The sequence below is a fragment of the Nitrosovibrio tenuis genome, from assembly GCF_900109785.1.
Lineage (GTDB): Bacteria > Pseudomonadota > Gammaproteobacteria > Burkholderiales > Nitrosomonadaceae > Nitrosospira > Nitrosospira tenuis_A.
This window is the reverse complement of the sequence record NZ_FOBH01000003.1, coordinates 76,690-94,306: the sequence shown is the minus strand read 5'-3', so window position 1 is coordinate 94,306 and position 17,617 is coordinate 76,690. Positions and strand designations below refer to the sequence as shown.

Genomic DNA, 17,617 nt, shown 5'->3' with positions numbered 1-17,617 from the left:
ATTTGGGATTGTCGCTACAGGCAGAAATGTGTCGGGAGTAGACCGTCACCATATGCAAAAATGTGACGAAAGCTGACTGACCTCCAGTAGTCCCCGATTGATCGGTAACAGCGGTTACAGTTGATGTGCTTGCGGGGATCGCTCAATCCATGCGGCCCTTCGCGTTACCGCTAAGTGTTACCGATATGAAGTATTCTCGGTAATGGCGGTAACAATATTAGCTTGACTGTGCTCGTGCAGTAGACAGAGTTGAACTGCATAGGCTGTTGCGGAAGGTTTACTGTTACTGTAAGAGTAACAGTAACAGGGTCGCAATGCGTCACGATTCTCTGTAACGGTAACAGGAATACGATACAGCGGCGACTTCCTGTAACGGTAACGGGAATACGATGCAGCGGAGATTTCCTGTAACGGTAGATGTGTTACCGGCGGGCACAGCCCGGTAACATCGGAGTTACGCGAAGAACTTAACCCATATTGGATGTTACCGTGTTACCGTCGTTACATCGATAATGCGCTTACTCCTCCCCATCCCGGTACCGGATAACATAGACTCTGGATGAACCCAATCCGGGGAGTCGTACAACCTGTGAGGGCTTCTTGTCCTTACCGGGAAGCAACAATCCCGCTTGTATCAGAGTTTTCTTGACGGTCTTTTCGTCAAAGCCTTGGCATATTTCATTGCAAAATGTTTCAGGCAATACCAAAAATTCGCGCCCCTCATTTGTCCCGTTCCGGTAAAAGCCTGCTCGTTTATGAATACGCAGGTCGATTGTCGCGCCTATATCTTCAAAGCGGCTTGCGCCGTGTATCTCGAAGAAACCGCGAACCTGGGCAAGTATCGCGCGTTCTTCGCGGTTGCCACACCCGCCAAAGGCTTCCATCCAGGCGGTAAAGCACTTGCGGGCCGCCTGAGTAGCCTCACCTTCCAGCCAGCCGGTCAAGTTAGAGTGAGTCGCAAGTTCACCTGCTATGGCAACCAGTGCAAAGCGCCGGGCCACCCGCCCTACTTGCCCTGCCGCATTCGCCGGTACTACCGCAGTTACGAATCGCTTGATTTCCTCTTCGAGGAGGCTTACAAGGCTCGCATGATTCGCTACGAGGTAACGCAACCATTCCTTGCCCGTAGCGCCATGATACTTAGCAGAAGCTTCCTTGATTGCTAACGCCAGTGAAGCGGCGTTGGGATGTCCATGCAACGTCTCAAATATTCCCATACCCGCGCCAGCATCGGCTTCTACGTCGGCAAGGCGGATTTCCTGTCCGGCAGTTGATTGCTTGCCTGCTTGCGCCATGACAGCGGAAAGGGATGCTTCGCCTGCGCTCAGGAACAGCAGCCGCCAGCGTTGGGCTGAACGGGCAAGTCCATTGCGTGACGCCCTTGCCTTGCCTTGACCATTTGCCAGAAGGTATGCCGCCTCTCCGGCATCATTCGGGTCTATCTGCCCGATCTCATCCAGAATCAGCAAACTGTCGTTGTGCAGCGTTGCTAATGCTTCTAATCCATTGACTGTCCCGCGCCATAGGCGCACATAAGTTGAGGGATTGCCCCATACGGAAGCAGCCAGCTTCAATGCAGTGGATTTGCCACAAGATGAAGCGCCGCGCAAATGAAAACCGCCGGAGTCTTCACCTGCAACTTCAGCCAATGCGCCAGCAAAAGCTACAGAAAGAGCAAATACCAGCCGCGTGTTTCCTGCCGCCAAAGCTGCGACAGAATCTCGCCATTCATCTGCCGTGCCTGACTCGATATAAGCGGGCTCAATCGCATGTGAGTTTTGAAACACGACAAGTTCTTCAGCGTCGCCAATCGAACCGCTAGGAGTAACAAAAATATTGCCGTGCCAGCCCAAACGATCTACACAACGCGCTCTGGCCTCTACTGACCATAGCTTGATGTATGCAGCCAGCAGGCCACGTGCTGACTGATTAGGCGAGATATGCAGCCCAAGACGGGCAAGCTCGCGCCTCACCTCAGAGCCATCTCCTTCCAAGAGTTCAAGCGGCATCGGCCATTGATGGATGTGATTGTCATCATCCTGCCATTCCAGTAGCCGCCCCCATTCCCCGTTCTTCTCGTCCCTGGTTTTGGCGATGACGTGTAAAGGTGTGCAAACCCATTGTGGCGATTGCTCGTTGCCGTCCTTGTCCTTACCAAGGAAGTACACACCCATTTCCGACAGTTCGAACCGCCCGCCACCATAGCGGCATGAGGCTATGGGCGGATTAGCTGAGTTCTGCCGGGGTGTTAGCACAGTGACTTGCGCTCTACTGGTGTTTTGCATTGTTATCCCCTCAAAACGCACTAGCAGCAGCTTTGCGAGCAGCTTCCAGCTTGATTACCAAGGTGCGGATTTCCTGATCAGTCATCCCTGCAATACGGGCAGTATTGATAGCGGCAACTTCGCTAGCGGGCCAACCCACCGAGCGTGGGCCAAGTCTTACAGGCTTGGGCCAAAGTCCTTGCTGGATGCGAAGATAAATTGTTGAGCGCGAAGCGCCAGATTCGGCCTTGACGGCGGGAAGCCGTAGGATTGCTTGAACCATGTTTGTACCTCTTTAAATGTTGTTGAGCATGGTTGGCAATTAAATAGCATAAGGAAGTACGTTAATACGCGCGGAGGGGCGCGGGGATTAGGTGCGGATTACGTGGAATCTCGCGCCAGTATTGGCGCAGATGGGTGCGGTGAACTATTTACGCGGGCCGGGCGGCAAACGGTCAGCACGAAGAATGGTTGCCATGACTTCAGCTGTGCGTGCAGATACCTCTTGCTCTTTTAACCAGTCAATGACGTGCTGATTAGTAGGAGCTGTACTTGGCTCGGTGGGATCGTAGTTACTCCAGAAACGCTGTGCGGCAGCGGCGAGCTTCCGCAGTAGATCGGTTTCATGCCTGCCCCACGGCCAATCCATGTTACTGAGAGTGACGGGTTCGGGCAGCCAGGAGAATTGTGCAGGAGGTTTGTGCTGTACGCTTTTAAGCCAAGTGGCAAAGTTCGAAAGCTTGACCTCGCTTTCTTCCAACCCTTCATTGCTTCGAGAAATTAGTTTCAAAATACCGTTTGCTCCAATGCTGCCTTTAGCCATGACAAGCAAGTCGTCAAATTGCCTTGGAGGTTCCTTTAACAGCTTCGCGAGCTGAGGATTATGGAAAAGCTGGAAGTTGCCCGGATCAAGATCGCAAGCCAGTGCAACAGCGTGCCAAAGTCTTGCTTGTTTAACCGATTTCCACATGTCCCAATTAGGCTTGCGCAGCGCCCAAGGGTCTTGTTCGGCTGAAAAAAGATTAGGGGCGTTATCGTCGCTCATGGTTTGCTTTAAGCCACGTTACTCAAGGGAATGATCTCCGCACCGGCTTTCAGCTTATCCAGATAATCAGCCCATTGTTGCATCATCTTGCGGCGTTCTCCAAGGTGGGCCGTGCGATTATAGGCACGTCCATTAGGGTCTTTTACAGCATGGGCTAATTGGTGTTCGATAAAATCGGGACGAAAACCCAGCACTTCATCCAGGATGGTTCGCGCCATCGCGCGGAAGCCGTGACCGCTCATTTCTTCCTTGTCTATGCCCATGCGCCGCATAGCGGCGAGGATTGCATTGTCGCTCATGGGTCGGCCATTGGTACGCGCACCGGGAAAGACGAAGCGCCCTCTACCGGTGAGTGCTTGCAGTTCCGTGAGTATTTCCACTGCTTGCCGTGAAAGCGGAACAATGTGGGGCGTATTGGTCTTGGTGACCGTATAACGCCACTCCGCCCCATCCATGTCTATGTCTTTCCATTCGGCTTTGCGTAACTCGCCAGGGCGCACGAATACGAGCGGGGCAAGGCGCAATGCGCACCGCACGATCTGCGAGCCTGTATAGCCATCCATTGCCCGAAGTAATGCCCCTACCAGCTTGGGTTCGGTAATCGCCGCAAAATGCTCGCCTTTCACAGGAGGAAGAGCGCCCCTTAGATCAGCGGAAATATCCCTTGTGGCACGCCCGGTTGCGATTGCATAGCGGAATACTTGCCCACAGTTACCGAGTGCGCGGTGCGCAGTTTCCAATGCACCCCGACTCTCTATCCGGCGTACCGCTGCCAGCAATTCGGGTGCAGCTAACTCTGCAATGGGTTTGCTGCCTATCCAAGGGAATATGTCGCGCTCAAAACGGCGAATAATGCGTTCTCCATGGCTGGCATTCCACGTTACGGAATACTTGGCGTACCACTCCCGCGTGATAACTTCGAAACTGTTTGCTGCTTGTTCCATCTTGGCGGCTCTGACCGCTTTACGATTTGCGCCAGGATCGGCGCCTGACGCAAGCAGCTTGCGTGCTTCATCACGCCGGTTGCGGGCTTCCTTCAAGCCTACATCTGGATAGACGCCCATCGAGAGGGTTTTGCGTTTGCCGCCATAGCGGTAATCAAACCGCCACCAGCGCGAGCCGTTCGGCTTGAGCAACAGATAAAGCCCGCGCTCGTCAGTTAGCTTGATGGGTTTTTCCGAGGGCTTGGTACTGCGAATGGCTGTGTCGGTGAGGGCCATGACGGTAACTCCATTTGCCGGTAAGTCGATTACCGTCAAGTTTACCGTCAGTTACCGTCGGATTGCAACAGCCGAGTTTGGACGTGTTTGGACAACAAAAAACCCGCAAGCGTTTATTCATGCGGGTTTCTTGGATTTCTTAGGACGTTGTTAAACGTTTAATTGGTGGAGGCGGCGGGAATCGAACCCGCGTCCGCAAGTCCTCTACAGGCAGTTCTACATACTTAGCCATGTTATTTGATTTAACCCGGCATCCGCCAACCGGCGGGCTGATGACAGGCGAGTCACCTATTGTTTAACGCTCTATAAAGTAACCCTATGGAGCGCGATCCTCGTTAATGGCTCCGCTGTCTGTTGCCAAACCCGGCGTTGAGGCCCACCGGTGCGGAGTCCAGCCGGATTTAAGCGGCTAGAGCGTAACGTTCGTCGTTTGCGACTATGGTTTTCCAGATGTATTTACGAGGTAACTGGTCCTCGGTATGCCCTGCTCTGCTTTGCAACCCACGTCGAAGCCAGGTCGCCCCCGGCATTCTGTATTACAGCTATTTAGATGGTATTGAATCGGAAGAGTTCAATTCCCTGTAAGAGCTTGGTAAAGCCTCTTTTCGCTCTTTCACAGCACATGGATAAAAGGCCGGCAAGCGCGGATATTGTCACGATCTTCGCTCAGCATCAATGACATATCGGTGGGTTGCGCTCCACTCCACCCACCTACCCGCTCCAGCCAGTACCCAGCCCACTATAACAGAAACTAGAGGTAGCCGAGCAGTTCTTGCGGCTGGTCTATGAGATATCTGGCACCCCAGGATTCGGGGGGGCTTGCGCTTCCCAGGTAGCCATATCTGGCGATGACTGGTTCCATACCGGCAGCCAGACTGGCCTGGACGTCGCGTATGTCATCGCCCAGGTAGATGCACTCTGCGGGCGCGACAGCCATCGCGCCGGTCGCGGCCAGCAGTGGCTCGGGATGAGGCTTGGAATGGGCTGTGTCGCCACCGCTGACAATGCACGCGGCACGGCGGCTCAGGCCCAGCTCCTGCATCAGGGGTATGGTAAAACGGGCGGGTTTATTGGTAACGATCCCCCAGGGAAGGCCGCGAGCATCAAGCTGATCGAGCAATTCCGCCACGCCTGAAAAAAGGCATGTCTCGCGGCATAGGTGTTCCGCATAGAAATCGAGGAATTCAACGCGCATTGCGTCATACCCGGCATCGCCCGGTTTGATGTTGAACCCGAGGCCGAGCAGGCCGCGCGCGCCGGCCGATGCTTCGGTGCGGATAAGCTCGATCGGCAAGGCAGCGAGTCCGCGCGCAATGCGCTGCCGGTTGAGGGCGTGACCGAGATCGGGAGCTGTATTGGCGAGTGTTCCGTCGAGATCGAAAAGAACTGCCTTTATCATGGCAAGGTAACTGAGGGGAATCTGAATCGGTTGGAAGTGCTAAATAATAGAAACCGAGCTGAGACTGAGACTGAGTCGCGACCGAGTCGAAAACCAGGTCATGACTGAGCAACGACCGGGCCTGCGGCGCCCGGCAATGGCTCAAGCACGGAAGGCCATGATGTAGTTCACGTCCGAGTCAGGCTCTAGCGCATAAACCTTGGTGATGGGGTTGTAAGTCATGCCGATGATCTCATGCACGGCAAGATCGGCGTCCCGCGCCATGCGCGCGAGTTCGGAGGGCTTGATGAACTTCGCATAGTCATGGGTGCCTTTCGGCAGAAGACCCAGCACATACTCGGCGCCTATCACCGCGAACAAATACGATTTCGGGTTGCGATTGATGGTCGAGAAAAATACCCAGCCGCCGGGCTTGGCGAGTTTAGCGCAAGCCCTGACGGTACTCGACGGATCGGGTACGTGCTCCAACATTTCCATGCAAGTCACGACATCATAATGATGGGGTTGTTCCTTGGCCAGATCTTCCACCGCAATCTTGCGATACGTTACCCGCTTGCCGCTTTCCAGGAGATGCAGTTTCGCCACCTTCAAGGCCTTGTCGCCAAGGTCGATCCCCGTGACATGCGCGCCGCGCCCCGCCATGCTTTCCGATAAAATGCCGCCGCCACAGCCCACGTCCAGCACCGCCTTTCCCGCCAGGCTGGCAAACCGGTCAATATAGTCCAGACGCAACGGATTGATTTCATGCAAGGGCTTGAATTCACTGCTGGGGTCCCACCAGCGGTGAGCCAACTGATTGAACTTATCCAATTCCAGCAGATCGACATTCACGCTCTTTTTTTCCATTTTATTACTCAATTACCTTCGTTTCTTGTCCTTCATTCGGCGTCATCCTTTCCTGCCAGCGTTGCGCCCCGTGCAATAGCTCCCGCTCATCCAGGGTGGTGAGTTCCCCGTTATCCAGAAGCATTCTACCATTTACCCAAACGTGGCTCACGTGTTCGCGTCCGGCGACATAGACGAGGTGGGAAATCGGATCGTAGCAAGGCGCCAGTTCAAGGCTGGAAAAATCCACAGCGGTGATGTCGGCCGTCTTGCCCGGAACCAGGGAGCCGGTGAGCGCGCCCAGACCCAGCGCTCTGGCGCCGTTGAGCGTTGCCATTTGCAGTGCCTGCCATGCCGGCAATGCATGCGCTCTGCCACTCTGGCCTTTTGCGAGCAACGCGGCAAAACGCATTTCCTCGAACATATCAAGGCGATTATTGCTGGCGGCCCCATCCGTACCCAAGCCGACATTAACGCCTGCACTCAGCAGGGAAACCACCGGTGCCAGTCCGCTCGCAAGTTTCAGGTTGGACGAAGGACAATGTGCTACCGAACAACCTTGCTGCGCCATCAGTTCGATTTCACCGCCGGTCAGGTGAGCCATATGTACCGCGATCAGATTGGGGCTGAGCAGCCCGAGCTTATGCAAACGCTCTATCGGGCGCATGCCGCTTGCTTTCAGGCTATCTGCAATTTCATCGCCCGTTTCGTGCAGATGAATGTGGATAGGCAGGTCAAGCTGCTCGGCGTATGTAAGTACATTGGCTAATGATTTATCGCTGACTGTATAAGGAGCGTGTGGCGCGAAGCAGAACGACAGCAGGGAATGAGGATTGAATTCATCACGCAGGGCCAGACCTTTTGCCAAATAATCATCGGCATCGCTGGCGTAAGCGGTAGGGAGATCAATAGCGATCATGCCTATGGCGGCGCGCATGCCCGATTCCAGCACTGCGCGGACGGATGCCTCGGGAAAGAAATACATGTCGTTAAAGGTGGTAATGCCACCCTTGAGCATCTCTGCGCACGCTAACCGGGTCCCATCAAAAACAAAGCCTGAATCGACGTGCCTGGTTTCAGCAGGCCAAATATATTTATTCAGCCAATCCATCAGGGGCAGATCGTCTGCCAGACCGCGCATCAGCGACATGGCCGCGTGAATGTGCAGATTGACGAGACCCGGAATCAGGACATGATTGCCCAGCACGATCCGTTCATTTGCCGAGAATCGCGCATGGGCTTCAGTACTGGGCATAATTGCCCGGATCATTCCTTGATCGATCGCGATGGCATGATTGCGCAACACCAGACCAGCAGGTTCGACGGGAATGATCCAGCGCGCTTCCAGTAACGTATCAATTTTTACAGGATCGTTCATGTATCGAAAGCTTAGCAAAAAAAAACCCTGCGCGACGGCAGGGTTTTAATTTTTTGCTTGAACAGAATTAGTATGAAGATTCCCGAGTGCCGGATACTTCCACTTCAACGCGACGGTCAGGCGCCAGGCATGCAATCAATGCCTTGGTTTTCTTGGTGCCTTTGCATGTGTCGCCCGTTACCGGATTGGCCTTACCTTTACCATCTGTAAAGATGCGGTCGGGATCTATGCCTTTCTCCTTCACCAGGTAGTTCTTGACAGACTCAGCACGGCGCAGGGAGAGCTTCTTGTTGTAGGCGTCAGAGCCAATACGATCGGTATATCCGATGGCGACGATCGTGTCGTATTTGACTCCCTTAAGCTGGGATACAAGGTCATCCAGCGCTTGCTTGCCGGCGGGCTTCAGGTCGGCTTTATTGAAATCGAACAGCTCATCAGCGGATAACGAAACTTTTTCAGGCTCCGCAGTAGGAGCGGGAGCAGGAGCGGGAGCAGGAGCGGGAGCGGGAGCTTCGACTTTTTTCTCGGGCTTGGGCAGCAGGTCGGGATCGCATTCGTATATTGCCATTGCAGGCGTCCAATAGCCCGTGCGCCAACAGTCACCGGATGAATCTTTGGCCACTCCGCCGCGGCCATCGCTTGCGTAACCTTCAGGTTGTTCCTCCGCCATTGCCACCCCTGAAAACAGCACTGGCAAAACAACCGCTCCAAGCAAGAGTTTTTTCATTACCGTATTTTTCATGCTATGCCCCTTTTTCAGAAAAACTTCAATTCAGATTGAATCATCCCTAGTCGTGCGAAAATTCATGCAAATAACAAAAGCACCATTTTATTTGTCAATGGCAATTTATTACACACCCACGTTTCGATTATGTATTTATATAGCTGTCCTTGTCAAATCATGTTGTTGCAGACGGCATGAATACTGGAATATCCAGAGTGGCTTGAATACAGCCGGCATGGTAAAATCATCGGTTTTACATATTGTCATCTGTGCCGGCATCTGAGGCGGGATTTTGGCTATAAGTCTTTGTCCCAGATTGAAAAATAAATAATGGATCAATTCGCGAAAGAAACCCTGCCCATCAGCCTCGAAGAGGAGATGCGCCGTTCCTATCTCGACTACGCCATGAGCGTAATTGTAGGGCGGGCACTACCGGATGTACGCGATGGCTTGAAGCCGGTACACCGCCGGGTGCTTTTCGCCATGCATGAGCTTTCCAACGACTGGAACCGTCCCTACAAGAAATCCGCGCGTATCGTTGGCGATGTGATCGGCAAATATCATCCCCACGGCGACAATGCCGTGTATGACACCATCGTACGCATGGCGCAAAACTTTTCGCTGCGCTACATGCTGGTGGACGGCCAGGGCAATTTCGGCTCGGTGGACGGCGATAACGCGGCAGCGATGCGTTATACCGAAATCCGCATGTCGCGCATTTCGCATGAGCTGTTGGCGGATCTTGATAAGGAAACGGTGGATTTCGGGCCGAATTACGATGGTTCAGAAAAAGAGCCATTGATTCTGCCCGCAAAAATTCCCAACCTGCTCATTAATGGCTCTTCCGGCATCGCGGTCGGCATGGCGACCAATATACCGCCACATAATCTGAATGAAGTGGTGGACGCCTGCCTGGCAATACTGAAGAACCCGGAAATCGGCGTGGAAGAATTGATCGAGATCATTCCTGCGCCCGATTTTCCAACCGCCGGCATTATCTACGGCGTCGCTGGAGTAAGAGAGGGTTATCGGAGCGGACGCGGCCGTGTTGTGATGCGCGCACGCACTCACTTTGAGGACATGGAGAAAGGCAGCCGCCAAAGCATCATCATTGACGAGCTTCCCTACCAGGTGAACAAGGCCAACCTCTTGATCCGTATCGGCGAATTGGTACGCGACAAGAAAATCGAGGGCATTTCCGACTTGCGCGATGAGTCGGATAAATCCGGAATGCGCGTGGTAATCGAATTGCGGCGCGGCGAAGTTGCTGAAGTGGTGCTGAACAATTTATATAAAGAGACGCAAATGCAGGACACCTTTGGCATGAATATGGTGGCCCTGCTCGACGGACAGCCGCGTCTGTTGAACCTGAAGCAAATGCTGGACGCGTTCCTGCGCCATCGTCGCGAGGTCGTGACCCGGCGAACTGTGTTCGAGCTGAAAAAATCCCGGGAACGCGGCCATGTATTGGAAGGCTTGGCGGTGGCGCTGTCAAACGTGGATGAAGTGATTGCGCTTATCAAGGCGGCGCCTACGCCCGCGGTAGCGAAAGAATCCTTGATGGCAAAGGTTTGGCGTTCCCAGCTGGTGGAGGAAATGCTCGTCCGCGCCTCGGTTGACACACAGGCGTTCCGTCCTGAGGGATTGGCGCCCGAGTTCGGTTTGTCAAAAGATGGTTATCATCTGTCCGACGCGCAAGCCCAGGCAATTCTGGAGTTGCGCCTGCAACGGCTGACCGGGCTCGAGCAGGACAAGATTGTCGGCGAGTATAAGGAGATCATGGAAAAGATAGCCGATCTTCTCGATATACTGGCCAAGCCGGAACGTATCACGGTCATTATCAACGAGGAACTTGTTGCCATGAAGCAACAGTTCGGTGATAAACGCCGCAGCGAAATCGTCGTCAATACTCAGGACTTGAGTATGGAAGATTTGATCGCACCGGAAGATGTGGTCGTGACACTGTCGCATGGTGGCTATATCAAGTCGCAACCGCTGGATGACTATCGAGCGCAAAAACGCGGCGGACGCGGCAAGCAGGCAACCGGCACCAAAGATGACGACTTCATCGACAATCTCTTTATCGCTAATACGCATGACTACATCCTGTGCTTTTCAAGCCGCGGACGGGTGTACTGGATCAAGGTTTATTCCATACCGCAAGGAGGCCGCGCTTCGCGCGGCAAGCCGATCGTCAACCTGGTTCAACTGGAACAAGGCGAAAAAATCAATGCCATACTTCCAGTCAAGGCATTCGACGAAAACCGCTATATATTTATGGCAACCTCATTCGGCACGGTGAAAAAAACCCCTTTGTCGGAATTTTCCCGTCCGCGCGCCACTGGCATCATCGCCGTAGGCCTTGATGAGGATGATTATCTGATCGGCGTCGCGCTGACCGAAGGCAAGCACGACGTGATGCTTTTTTCCGATGGCGGAAAAGCAGTCCGTTTCGATGAAAATGATGTGCGTCCCATGGGGCGCGGCGCACGCGGCGTACGTGGAATGAAACTGGGCAAAGGGCAAAAGGTTATATCCCTGCTGGTGGCTGAGCGGGAGGAAGTAGCGGTTTTAACCGCGACGGAAAACGGCTATGGCAAGCGCACTCCGATAGGCGAATACACGCGGCATGGCCGCGGCAGCCAGGGAATGACCGCCATCAAGACCAGCCAGCGTAACGGCAAGGTCGTGGCGGCGAAGCTGGTGAGAGAGGATGACGAAATCATGCTAATCACTACCGGAGGCGTATTGATCCGCACCCGCGTCAACGAAGTTCGCGAAATGAGCCGTGCCACCCAGGGCGTGATCCTGATCAACCTGGACGAGGGGGAGAAACTTGCCGGACTGGAACGGGTGGTTGAGACCGACGATGGACTGGAACGGGTGGCAGAGACCAACGAATAAGGGTTTCTCATAAATATATCTTACCGGACCATTTGGGCCATTTGAACCATTTGCAACCGTCGGAACCCATTTTGAAGCCGGAAGTATTACGATGGTAAGCGGTGGGTGAGATAAAGGAATTCCATGAAACATATCTATAACTTCAGTGCGGGCCCAGCGGTATTGCCGGCAGAGGTTTTGCAACAAGCGCGGGATGAGATGGTCGACTGGCATGGAAGCGGCATGTCGGTTATGGAAATGAGCCATCGCGGCAAGGAGTTCATGTCGATCGCGGCGAAGACCGAAGCTGATCTGCGAGAACTGGCGGGCATCCCGGATAATTATAAGGTTCTTTTTCTATCGGGTGGTGCCTCCAGCCAGTTTGCCATGGTGCCGATGAACCTGCTGCGCGGGAAAAAAAGTGCGAACTATATCAATACTGGGGAATGGTCCAAAAAAGCCATCAAAGAAGCCAAGAGATATTGCGCCGTACATATCGCGGCCTCATCCGAGGACGCGAATTTCACGTACGTACCCCCACAGAACGTCTGGAATATCGATCGCGAAGCAGCCTATTTGCATTACACGCCCAATGAGACGATTGGAGGGGTAGAGTTCAACTGGACGCCGGATTTGGCGCATCTGGGCGTTGAAATGCCATTGGTCGCGGACATGTCCTCCAGCTTCATGTCGCGCCCGCTGGATGTGGCCCGGTTCGGGATGATTTATGCAGGAGCGCAAAAAAATGTCGGCCCGGCGGGATTATGCATTGTCATCGTAAGGGAAGACTTGCTGGGAACAACCGTCCCCGGCACCCCGACCATGTTTGACTATAAGACCCATGCTGATAACGACTCAATGTATAACACACCGCCGACCTATCCGATGTATATTTGCGGTTTGGTACTCGAGTGGTTGAAAAAAAAGGGCGGGTTGGCGGAGATGGAGCGCATCAACATTGCCAAAGCCAATCTGTTATACGACTTCCTGGACAAAACCGATTTTTATCATTGTCCGGTAGGCAAAGCAGACCGCTCCCGCATGAATGTACCTTTCACGCTAAAAGATACCGGTTTGGATGAAGAATTTTTGAAGCAGGCAAAAGAGCAGGGCCTGGTTCAATTGAAAGGACATCGTTCGGTGGGCGGAATGCGCGCCTCGATATATAACGCCATGCCGCCCGAAGGGGTAAAGGTCCTGGTGGAATTCATGAAAGAGTTCGCGAGAACCCATGCCTGAACGCGCACATAAAATCTTCAGGATACAGACGCTCAATCAGATTTCGCCATTGGGCCTGAAGCTTTTCGCACCGAATCGCTACATCGTGGGCAACGATGTTACCGAGCCCGATGCGATCCTGGTGCGTTCGCACAATATGCTCCAAATGGATATTCCTTCCAGCGTCAAGGCGATAGGCCGGGCGGGCGCCGGTACCAATAATGTCCCGGTGAAAGATATGAATCTGCGCGGCGTCCCGGTATTCAATGCACCGGGTGCAAATGCCAATGCGGTGAAGGAGCTGGTGCTGGCCGGCTTGCTGATGGCATCGCGCAATCTGATCCCGGCAATCCGCTTTACTGAAAATTTAAAGGGTGATGACGCAGCCCTCAACAAGCTGGCGGAAGACGGCAAGAAGCAGTTCGCCGGTATTGAGTTGCCCAGGCGTACCCTGGGTATCATAGGCTTGGGTGCGATAGGCCGGCTCGTTGCCGATGCGGCAATCAGGCTCGGCATGAAAGTCATGGGTTATGACCCGAATATAACCGTGGATGCAGCGTGGAATCTCTCGTCCGAGGTAAAACGGGCCGAAAGCCTCGAGGATCTGCTCCGCAACAGCGAGTTTGTAACATTGCACGTGCCTTTGCTGGACACAACGCGCCGCCTGATTAATCACGAACGCGTGCAGCATATGAAAAAGGACGCGATCCTGCTCAATTTCTCCCGTGACGGCATCATTGACGAGAATGCGGTACTCGAAGGAATCGAATCCGGCAAAATAAAATACTACGTCTGCGACTTTCCCAGCCAGAGATTACAGCATCACCCCGGGGTGATTACGCTGCCGCACCTGGGTGCTTCCACGCTGGAAGCGGAAGAGAATTGTGCGGTAATGGTGGTCAACCAGATGATAGATCACCTGGAAAACGGCAACATCGTCAATGCGGTGAATTTCCCCAATATAACAATGGAACGCGAATCCCCTTATCGGCTGGCGGTTGCCAATGCCAATGTGCCCAACATGCTGGGGCAAATCTCCACTAGCATGGCCAAGGCCGGCCTCAATATCCATAACATGGGGAATAAATCTCGCGGCGAAATGGCCTACACCCTGGTCGACGTGGACAGTCCGGTGCCGCAAGAAGCACTGGATGAGATTGCTGCGATCAAGGGTGTACTAATGGTGCGTTACCTGCCCGTACCGGCTGGGTAGCGCTCTGCTAGCGATAAGCAGAATGAATTCATCCTAGGAATCCCTAGATGATCGATCAACTCAAACATCTGCGCGATAGAATAGATGTAATTGACAGTGAGCTGCTCCGATTAATGAGCGCGCGCGCCAGTCTTGCGCGTGAAATCGGGCAAATCAAAAACGGCATGGCATATCGGCCCGAGCGCGAAGCTCAGGTGTTGGCGCGGTTATGCAAATTGAATCCGGGACCACTGGCAAATGAACATATTGTACGGTTATTCACTGAAATCATGTCACTGTGCCGATCCATGGAAGAACCTCTGACCGTTGCATACCTGGGACCGCAAGGAACCTTTTCTGAAGAAGCTGCGCTGAAGCGTTTTGGCACCGTGGTAACGACCCTGCCATGCACCTCTATAGATGATGTGTTTCGTAAAGTGGAGTCCGGGGGGGCGGGCTATGGCGTAGTGCCGGTCGAGAATTCCACTGAAGGCGCGGTCGGCAGGACGCTCGACCTGTTGCTGCAAACGCCATTGAAAGTATGTGGTGAAATTGCGCTGCCCATACATCAACTCTTGCTCGCGCACCATCGCGACCTTACACGTATCAGAAAAATTTACTCTCATCCTCAATCCTTCTCTCAATGTCATGAGTGGCTTAACGTTCATCTGCCCCATCTGACCGGTGAGGCACGGATTAACGCAGCAAGCAATGCGGATGCGGCTAGATTGGCCGCCGAGGATGAAAATGCCGCCGCCGTAGCCGGCAGGAAAGCGGGGGAAGTATTCGGACTCACCGTATGCGCGGAAAACATCGAGGATGATCCCAACAACACTACGCGCTTTCTGGTGATCGGCGCGCAGGAGGTCGCCGCCTCAGGCAGGGATAAAACGTCTCTGGTTATATCAGCCAGGAACCGCCCCGGTGCAATACATGAATTACTGGCTCCCTTGGCGGAACACGGAGTAAGCATGAGCCGCCTGGAGTCCCGCCCTTCTCGAGCGGGTCTGTGGGAATATGTGTTCTTCGTGGATATCGAGGGGCATCAGCAGGATCCAAAAATTGCCCAAGCGCTGCAAAAATTACGAGAGGTGGCGGCATTCCTCAAAGTGCTGGGTTCATATCCTGTCATATAACGTATAAGTTTGCCTGCTTTCCCTTACTTGTTCTGTATCTCTGCATTTCAGGGCCTTTATTATGAATCTTTGCGAACTTGCTCCCGAGTACATCCGCGCTATCAGTCCCTACCAGCCCGGCAAGCCGATTTCGGAATTGGCTCGCGAGATGGGTATGGACGAGCGTTTCATTATCAAGCTTGCATCGAATGAGAACCCCTTGGGGACGAGCCCGCTTGCGCTTGAGGCGATGAGCAAGGCGCTTGATGAAGTCGCGTTATATCCGGATGGAAGTGGCTTCGAGTTGAAAGCTGCGCTGTCGCGCCGTTACGGGGTGACCAGCAGCCAGATTGTGCTGGGCAACGGTTCCAATGATGTTCTGGAACTGGCAGCCCGCGTGTTCTTGAAGCCGGGTGCTTCAGCGGTTTATTCGCAACACGCCTTTGCGGTTTATCCTCTTGTGACGCAGGCGGTCGGCGCGAGCGGCATTTCAGTCCCTGCCAGAAATTATGGTCACGACCTCGATGCCATGCTGGATGCTGTCACACCCGAAACGCGTATTGTATTTATCGCCAACCCAAACAACCCTACTGGCACGCTGCTGGCCGCCTCTGCCGTGTTGCGCTTTCTGGAGCGCGTATCGCCCGATGTATTGGTCGTGCTGGACGAAGCGTATAACGAATATTTGCCAAACACGGTCAAGGCGGACAGCATTGGCTGGCTGAAGCGTTTCCCGAATCTTTTGATCACCCGAACTTTTTCCAAAGCGTACGGCATGGCAGGCGTGCGCGTAGGCTTCGGACTTGCGCATGAGGAAGTGAGCGGCCTGATGAATCGCGTGCGCCAGCCCTTCAATGTAAACAGCATAGGCCTTGCCGGCGCTGCTGCCGCACTGGAAGATGTGGAATTCGTGAAACGCTCGTATGCACTCAACCAGGCGGGAATGCTGCAGATCACCACTGGCTTGCGTCAACTCGGCATCGAATACATTCCATCCTATGGTAATTTTCTGAGCTTCCACGTTCCGGGCGATGTCAAGGCAATCAACCAAAGCCTCCTGAAACAAGGCGTTATTGTGCGCCCCATCGGTATTTACGAAATGCCTCAGCATCTTCGAGTCACTGTCGGGCTCGAATCGGAGAATAGAAAATTCTTGAAATCGCTTGAAATAGCCCTCGGGTTGTCTCCTGAAACGACTTCTGAGGCGCAGCCGGAACAAATCACTGCAATAGATCCCGAAATAGTAACTGGAGAATCAGCTTGATCATCGTCATGAACAGCGGTGCCACCGACGAACAAATCGGTGGAGTAGTATCAAAAATACAAAGCTTCGGCCTCGACGCCAACGTTTCGCGCGGCATGGAACGCACGGTCATCGGTGCCTTGGGCGACGAGCGCACACTCGATCCGGAAATGTTCAATTCCCTGGGCGGCGTCGAATATTCCATGCACGTCGTCAAGCAATATAAGATCGTGTCGCGCGAATCACACAAGCACGATTCGATAATCAACATAGGGGGAACTCTTCTTGGCGGCGCTAAGGTGCAGGTTATCGGCGGCCCGTGCTCGGTTGAAACTCAGGAGCAAATGGATGTGGCGGCGCAACATGTATCCGATACAGGCTGCAAACTGATGCGCGGCGGGGCTTTCAAGCCTCGTACAAGTCCTTATACCTTTCAGGGTAATGGCGAAGAAGGCCTGCGAATGTTCCGCAAGGCTGCGGATAAATATAATCTCCGCATCGTTACCGAACTGATGGATGCGCGCATGCTGGACACATTTATGAAATATGACGTGGATGTGATCCAGATTGGTACCCGCAGCATGCAGAACTTCGAACTGCTGAAAGAAGTGGGACGCATCAACAAGCCGGTGATACTCAAACGAGGCATGTCCGCGACCATTTCCGAGTGGTTGATGGCGGCGGAATATATTGCCGCGGGCGGCAATCACAACATCATCTTCTGCGAGCGCGGAATACGGACGTTTGAAACAGCCTACCGGAATGTAATGGATGTGACCTGTATCCCCGTGCTGAAAAAAGAAACGCATATGCCGGTTATCGTCGATCCTTCTCATGCCGGGGGCAAGACGTGGATGGTTCCCGCACTGGCGCGCGCGGCAATTGCCGCTGGCGCCGATGGCTTATTGGTAGAAATGCACCCAAATCCATGCGAAGCCTGGTGTGACGCAGACCAGGCGCTAAATCCCCAGGAATTCGCCTCCCTGATGGGATCGCTGAGAGGAATAGCGGAAGTTATCGGACGAAGTTTGTAGGGTCGCAGGCCTGCAGCTCACAGGAGCAACTTTATCGCTGCCCCCGTACCATGGCCTCTGCCATGCCGGTAGAATGG

At 53.8% G+C, this 17,617-nt stretch carries 14 protein-coding genes and 1 other RNA gene; 6 read left to right on the top strand and 9 right to left on the bottom strand.

What is annotated here, in order from left to right; genetic code table 11:
- Positions 1–518 precede the first annotated feature (518 nt).
- The 9 genes from BMX00_RS05225 to BMX00_RS05185 form a co-directional block, all read right to left on the bottom strand.
- Positions 519–2,285 carry a DUF927 domain-containing protein gene (locus BMX00_RS05225; protein ID WP_090827906.1) on the bottom strand — a complete coding sequence of 589 codons (1,767 nt, stop codon included), beginning with the start codon at positions 2,283–2,285 and terminating at the stop codon, positions 519–521.
- Positions 2,286–2,295: 10 nt separating this feature from the next.
- The gene (locus BMX00_RS05220) at positions 2,296–2,547 is read right to left on the bottom strand and encodes a helix-turn-helix transcriptional regulator (protein ID WP_090827904.1); all 252 of its coding nucleotides are present in this window, start codon (positions 2,545–2,547) and stop codon (positions 2,296–2,298) included.
- A gap of 144 nt (positions 2,548–2,691) precedes the next feature.
- Positions 2,692–3,309: a hypothetical protein gene (locus BMX00_RS05215; RefSeq protein ID WP_090827902.1), complete on the bottom strand. Its 618-nt coding sequence runs from the start codon at positions 3,307–3,309 to the stop codon at positions 2,692–2,694.
- Positions 3,310–3,317: 8 nt separating this feature from the next.
- Positions 3,318–4,529 carry a tyrosine-type recombinase/integrase gene (locus BMX00_RS05210; RefSeq protein WP_090827900.1) on the bottom strand — a complete coding sequence of 404 codons (1,212 nt, stop codon included), beginning with the start codon at positions 4,527–4,529 and terminating at the stop codon, positions 3,318–3,320.
- A gap of 163 nt (positions 4,530–4,692) precedes the next feature.
- Positions 4,693–5,054, bottom strand: a transfer-messenger RNA (tmRNA) gene (gene ssrA, locus BMX00_RS05205).
- Positions 5,055–5,280: 226 nt separating this feature from the next.
- Complete coding sequence (locus BMX00_RS05200; protein WP_090827898.1) at positions 5,281–5,928, bottom strand: HAD-IA family hydrolase; 648 nt, start codon at positions 5,926–5,928, stop codon at positions 5,281–5,283.
- A 141-nt stretch (positions 5,929–6,069) separates the two neighbouring features.
- Positions 6,070–6,774: a bifunctional 2-polyprenyl-6-hydroxyphenol methylase/3-demethylubiquinol 3-O-methyltransferase UbiG gene (ubiG, locus tag BMX00_RS05195; RefSeq protein WP_090827896.1), complete on the bottom strand. Its 705-nt coding sequence runs from the start codon at positions 6,772–6,774 to the stop codon at positions 6,070–6,072.
- 4 nt (positions 6,775–6,778) lie between these two features.
- Positions 6,779–8,131, bottom strand: a complete 1,353-nt coding sequence (locus BMX00_RS05190; RefSeq protein ID WP_090827894.1) for a TRZ/ATZ family hydrolase — start codon at positions 8,129–8,131, stop codon at positions 6,779–6,781.
- Positions 8,132–8,198: 67 nt separating this feature from the next.
- The gene (locus tag BMX00_RS05185) at positions 8,199–8,873 is read right to left on the bottom strand and encodes an OmpA family protein (RefSeq protein WP_090827892.1); all 675 of its coding nucleotides are present in this window, start codon (positions 8,871–8,873) and stop codon (positions 8,199–8,201) included.
- A gap of 312 nt (positions 8,874–9,185) precedes the next feature.
- On the opposite strand from BMX00_RS05185, the gene gyrA reads away from it, so the two are divergent.
- From gyrA to aroF, 6 genes are all read left to right on the top strand, one after another.
- Positions 9,186–11,759 (top strand): DNA gyrase subunit A, encoded by a 2,574-nt coding sequence (gene gyrA, locus BMX00_RS05180; protein WP_090827890.1) that lies wholly within the window; start codon positions 9,186–9,188, stop codon positions 11,757–11,759.
- Between the two features lie 123 nt (positions 11,760–11,882).
- Positions 11,883–12,977 carry a 3-phosphoserine/phosphohydroxythreonine transaminase gene (gene serC / locus BMX00_RS05175; protein ID WP_090827888.1) on the top strand — a complete coding sequence of 365 codons (1,095 nt, stop codon included), beginning with the start codon at positions 11,883–11,885 and terminating at the stop codon, positions 12,975–12,977.
- Entirely contained in the window at positions 12,970–14,169 is a 1,200-nt protein-coding gene (locus BMX00_RS05170) for a phosphoglycerate dehydrogenase (RefSeq protein ID WP_090827886.1), read from the top strand. The genes serC and BMX00_RS05170 overlap by 8 nt, the downstream gene beginning before the upstream one ends.
- 47 nt (positions 14,170–14,216) lie before the next feature.
- Positions 14,217–15,284 (top strand): prephenate dehydratase, encoded by a 1,068-nt coding sequence (gene pheA / locus BMX00_RS05165; RefSeq protein WP_090827884.1) that lies wholly within the window; start codon positions 14,217–14,219, stop codon positions 15,282–15,284.
- 61 nt (positions 15,285–15,345) lie between these two features.
- Positions 15,346–16,527, top strand: coding sequence for a histidinol-phosphate transaminase (gene hisC / locus BMX00_RS05160; RefSeq protein WP_245727744.1), 1,182 nt, complete (start codon positions 15,346–15,348; stop codon positions 16,525–16,527).
- Positions 16,524–17,540 (top strand): 3-deoxy-7-phosphoheptulonate synthase, encoded by a 1,017-nt coding sequence (aroF, locus tag BMX00_RS05155; protein WP_090827881.1) that lies wholly within the window; start codon positions 16,524–16,526, stop codon positions 17,538–17,540. Before hisC ends, aroF begins: the two co-directional genes overlap by 4 nt.
- Positions 17,541–17,617 lie beyond the last annotated feature (77 nt).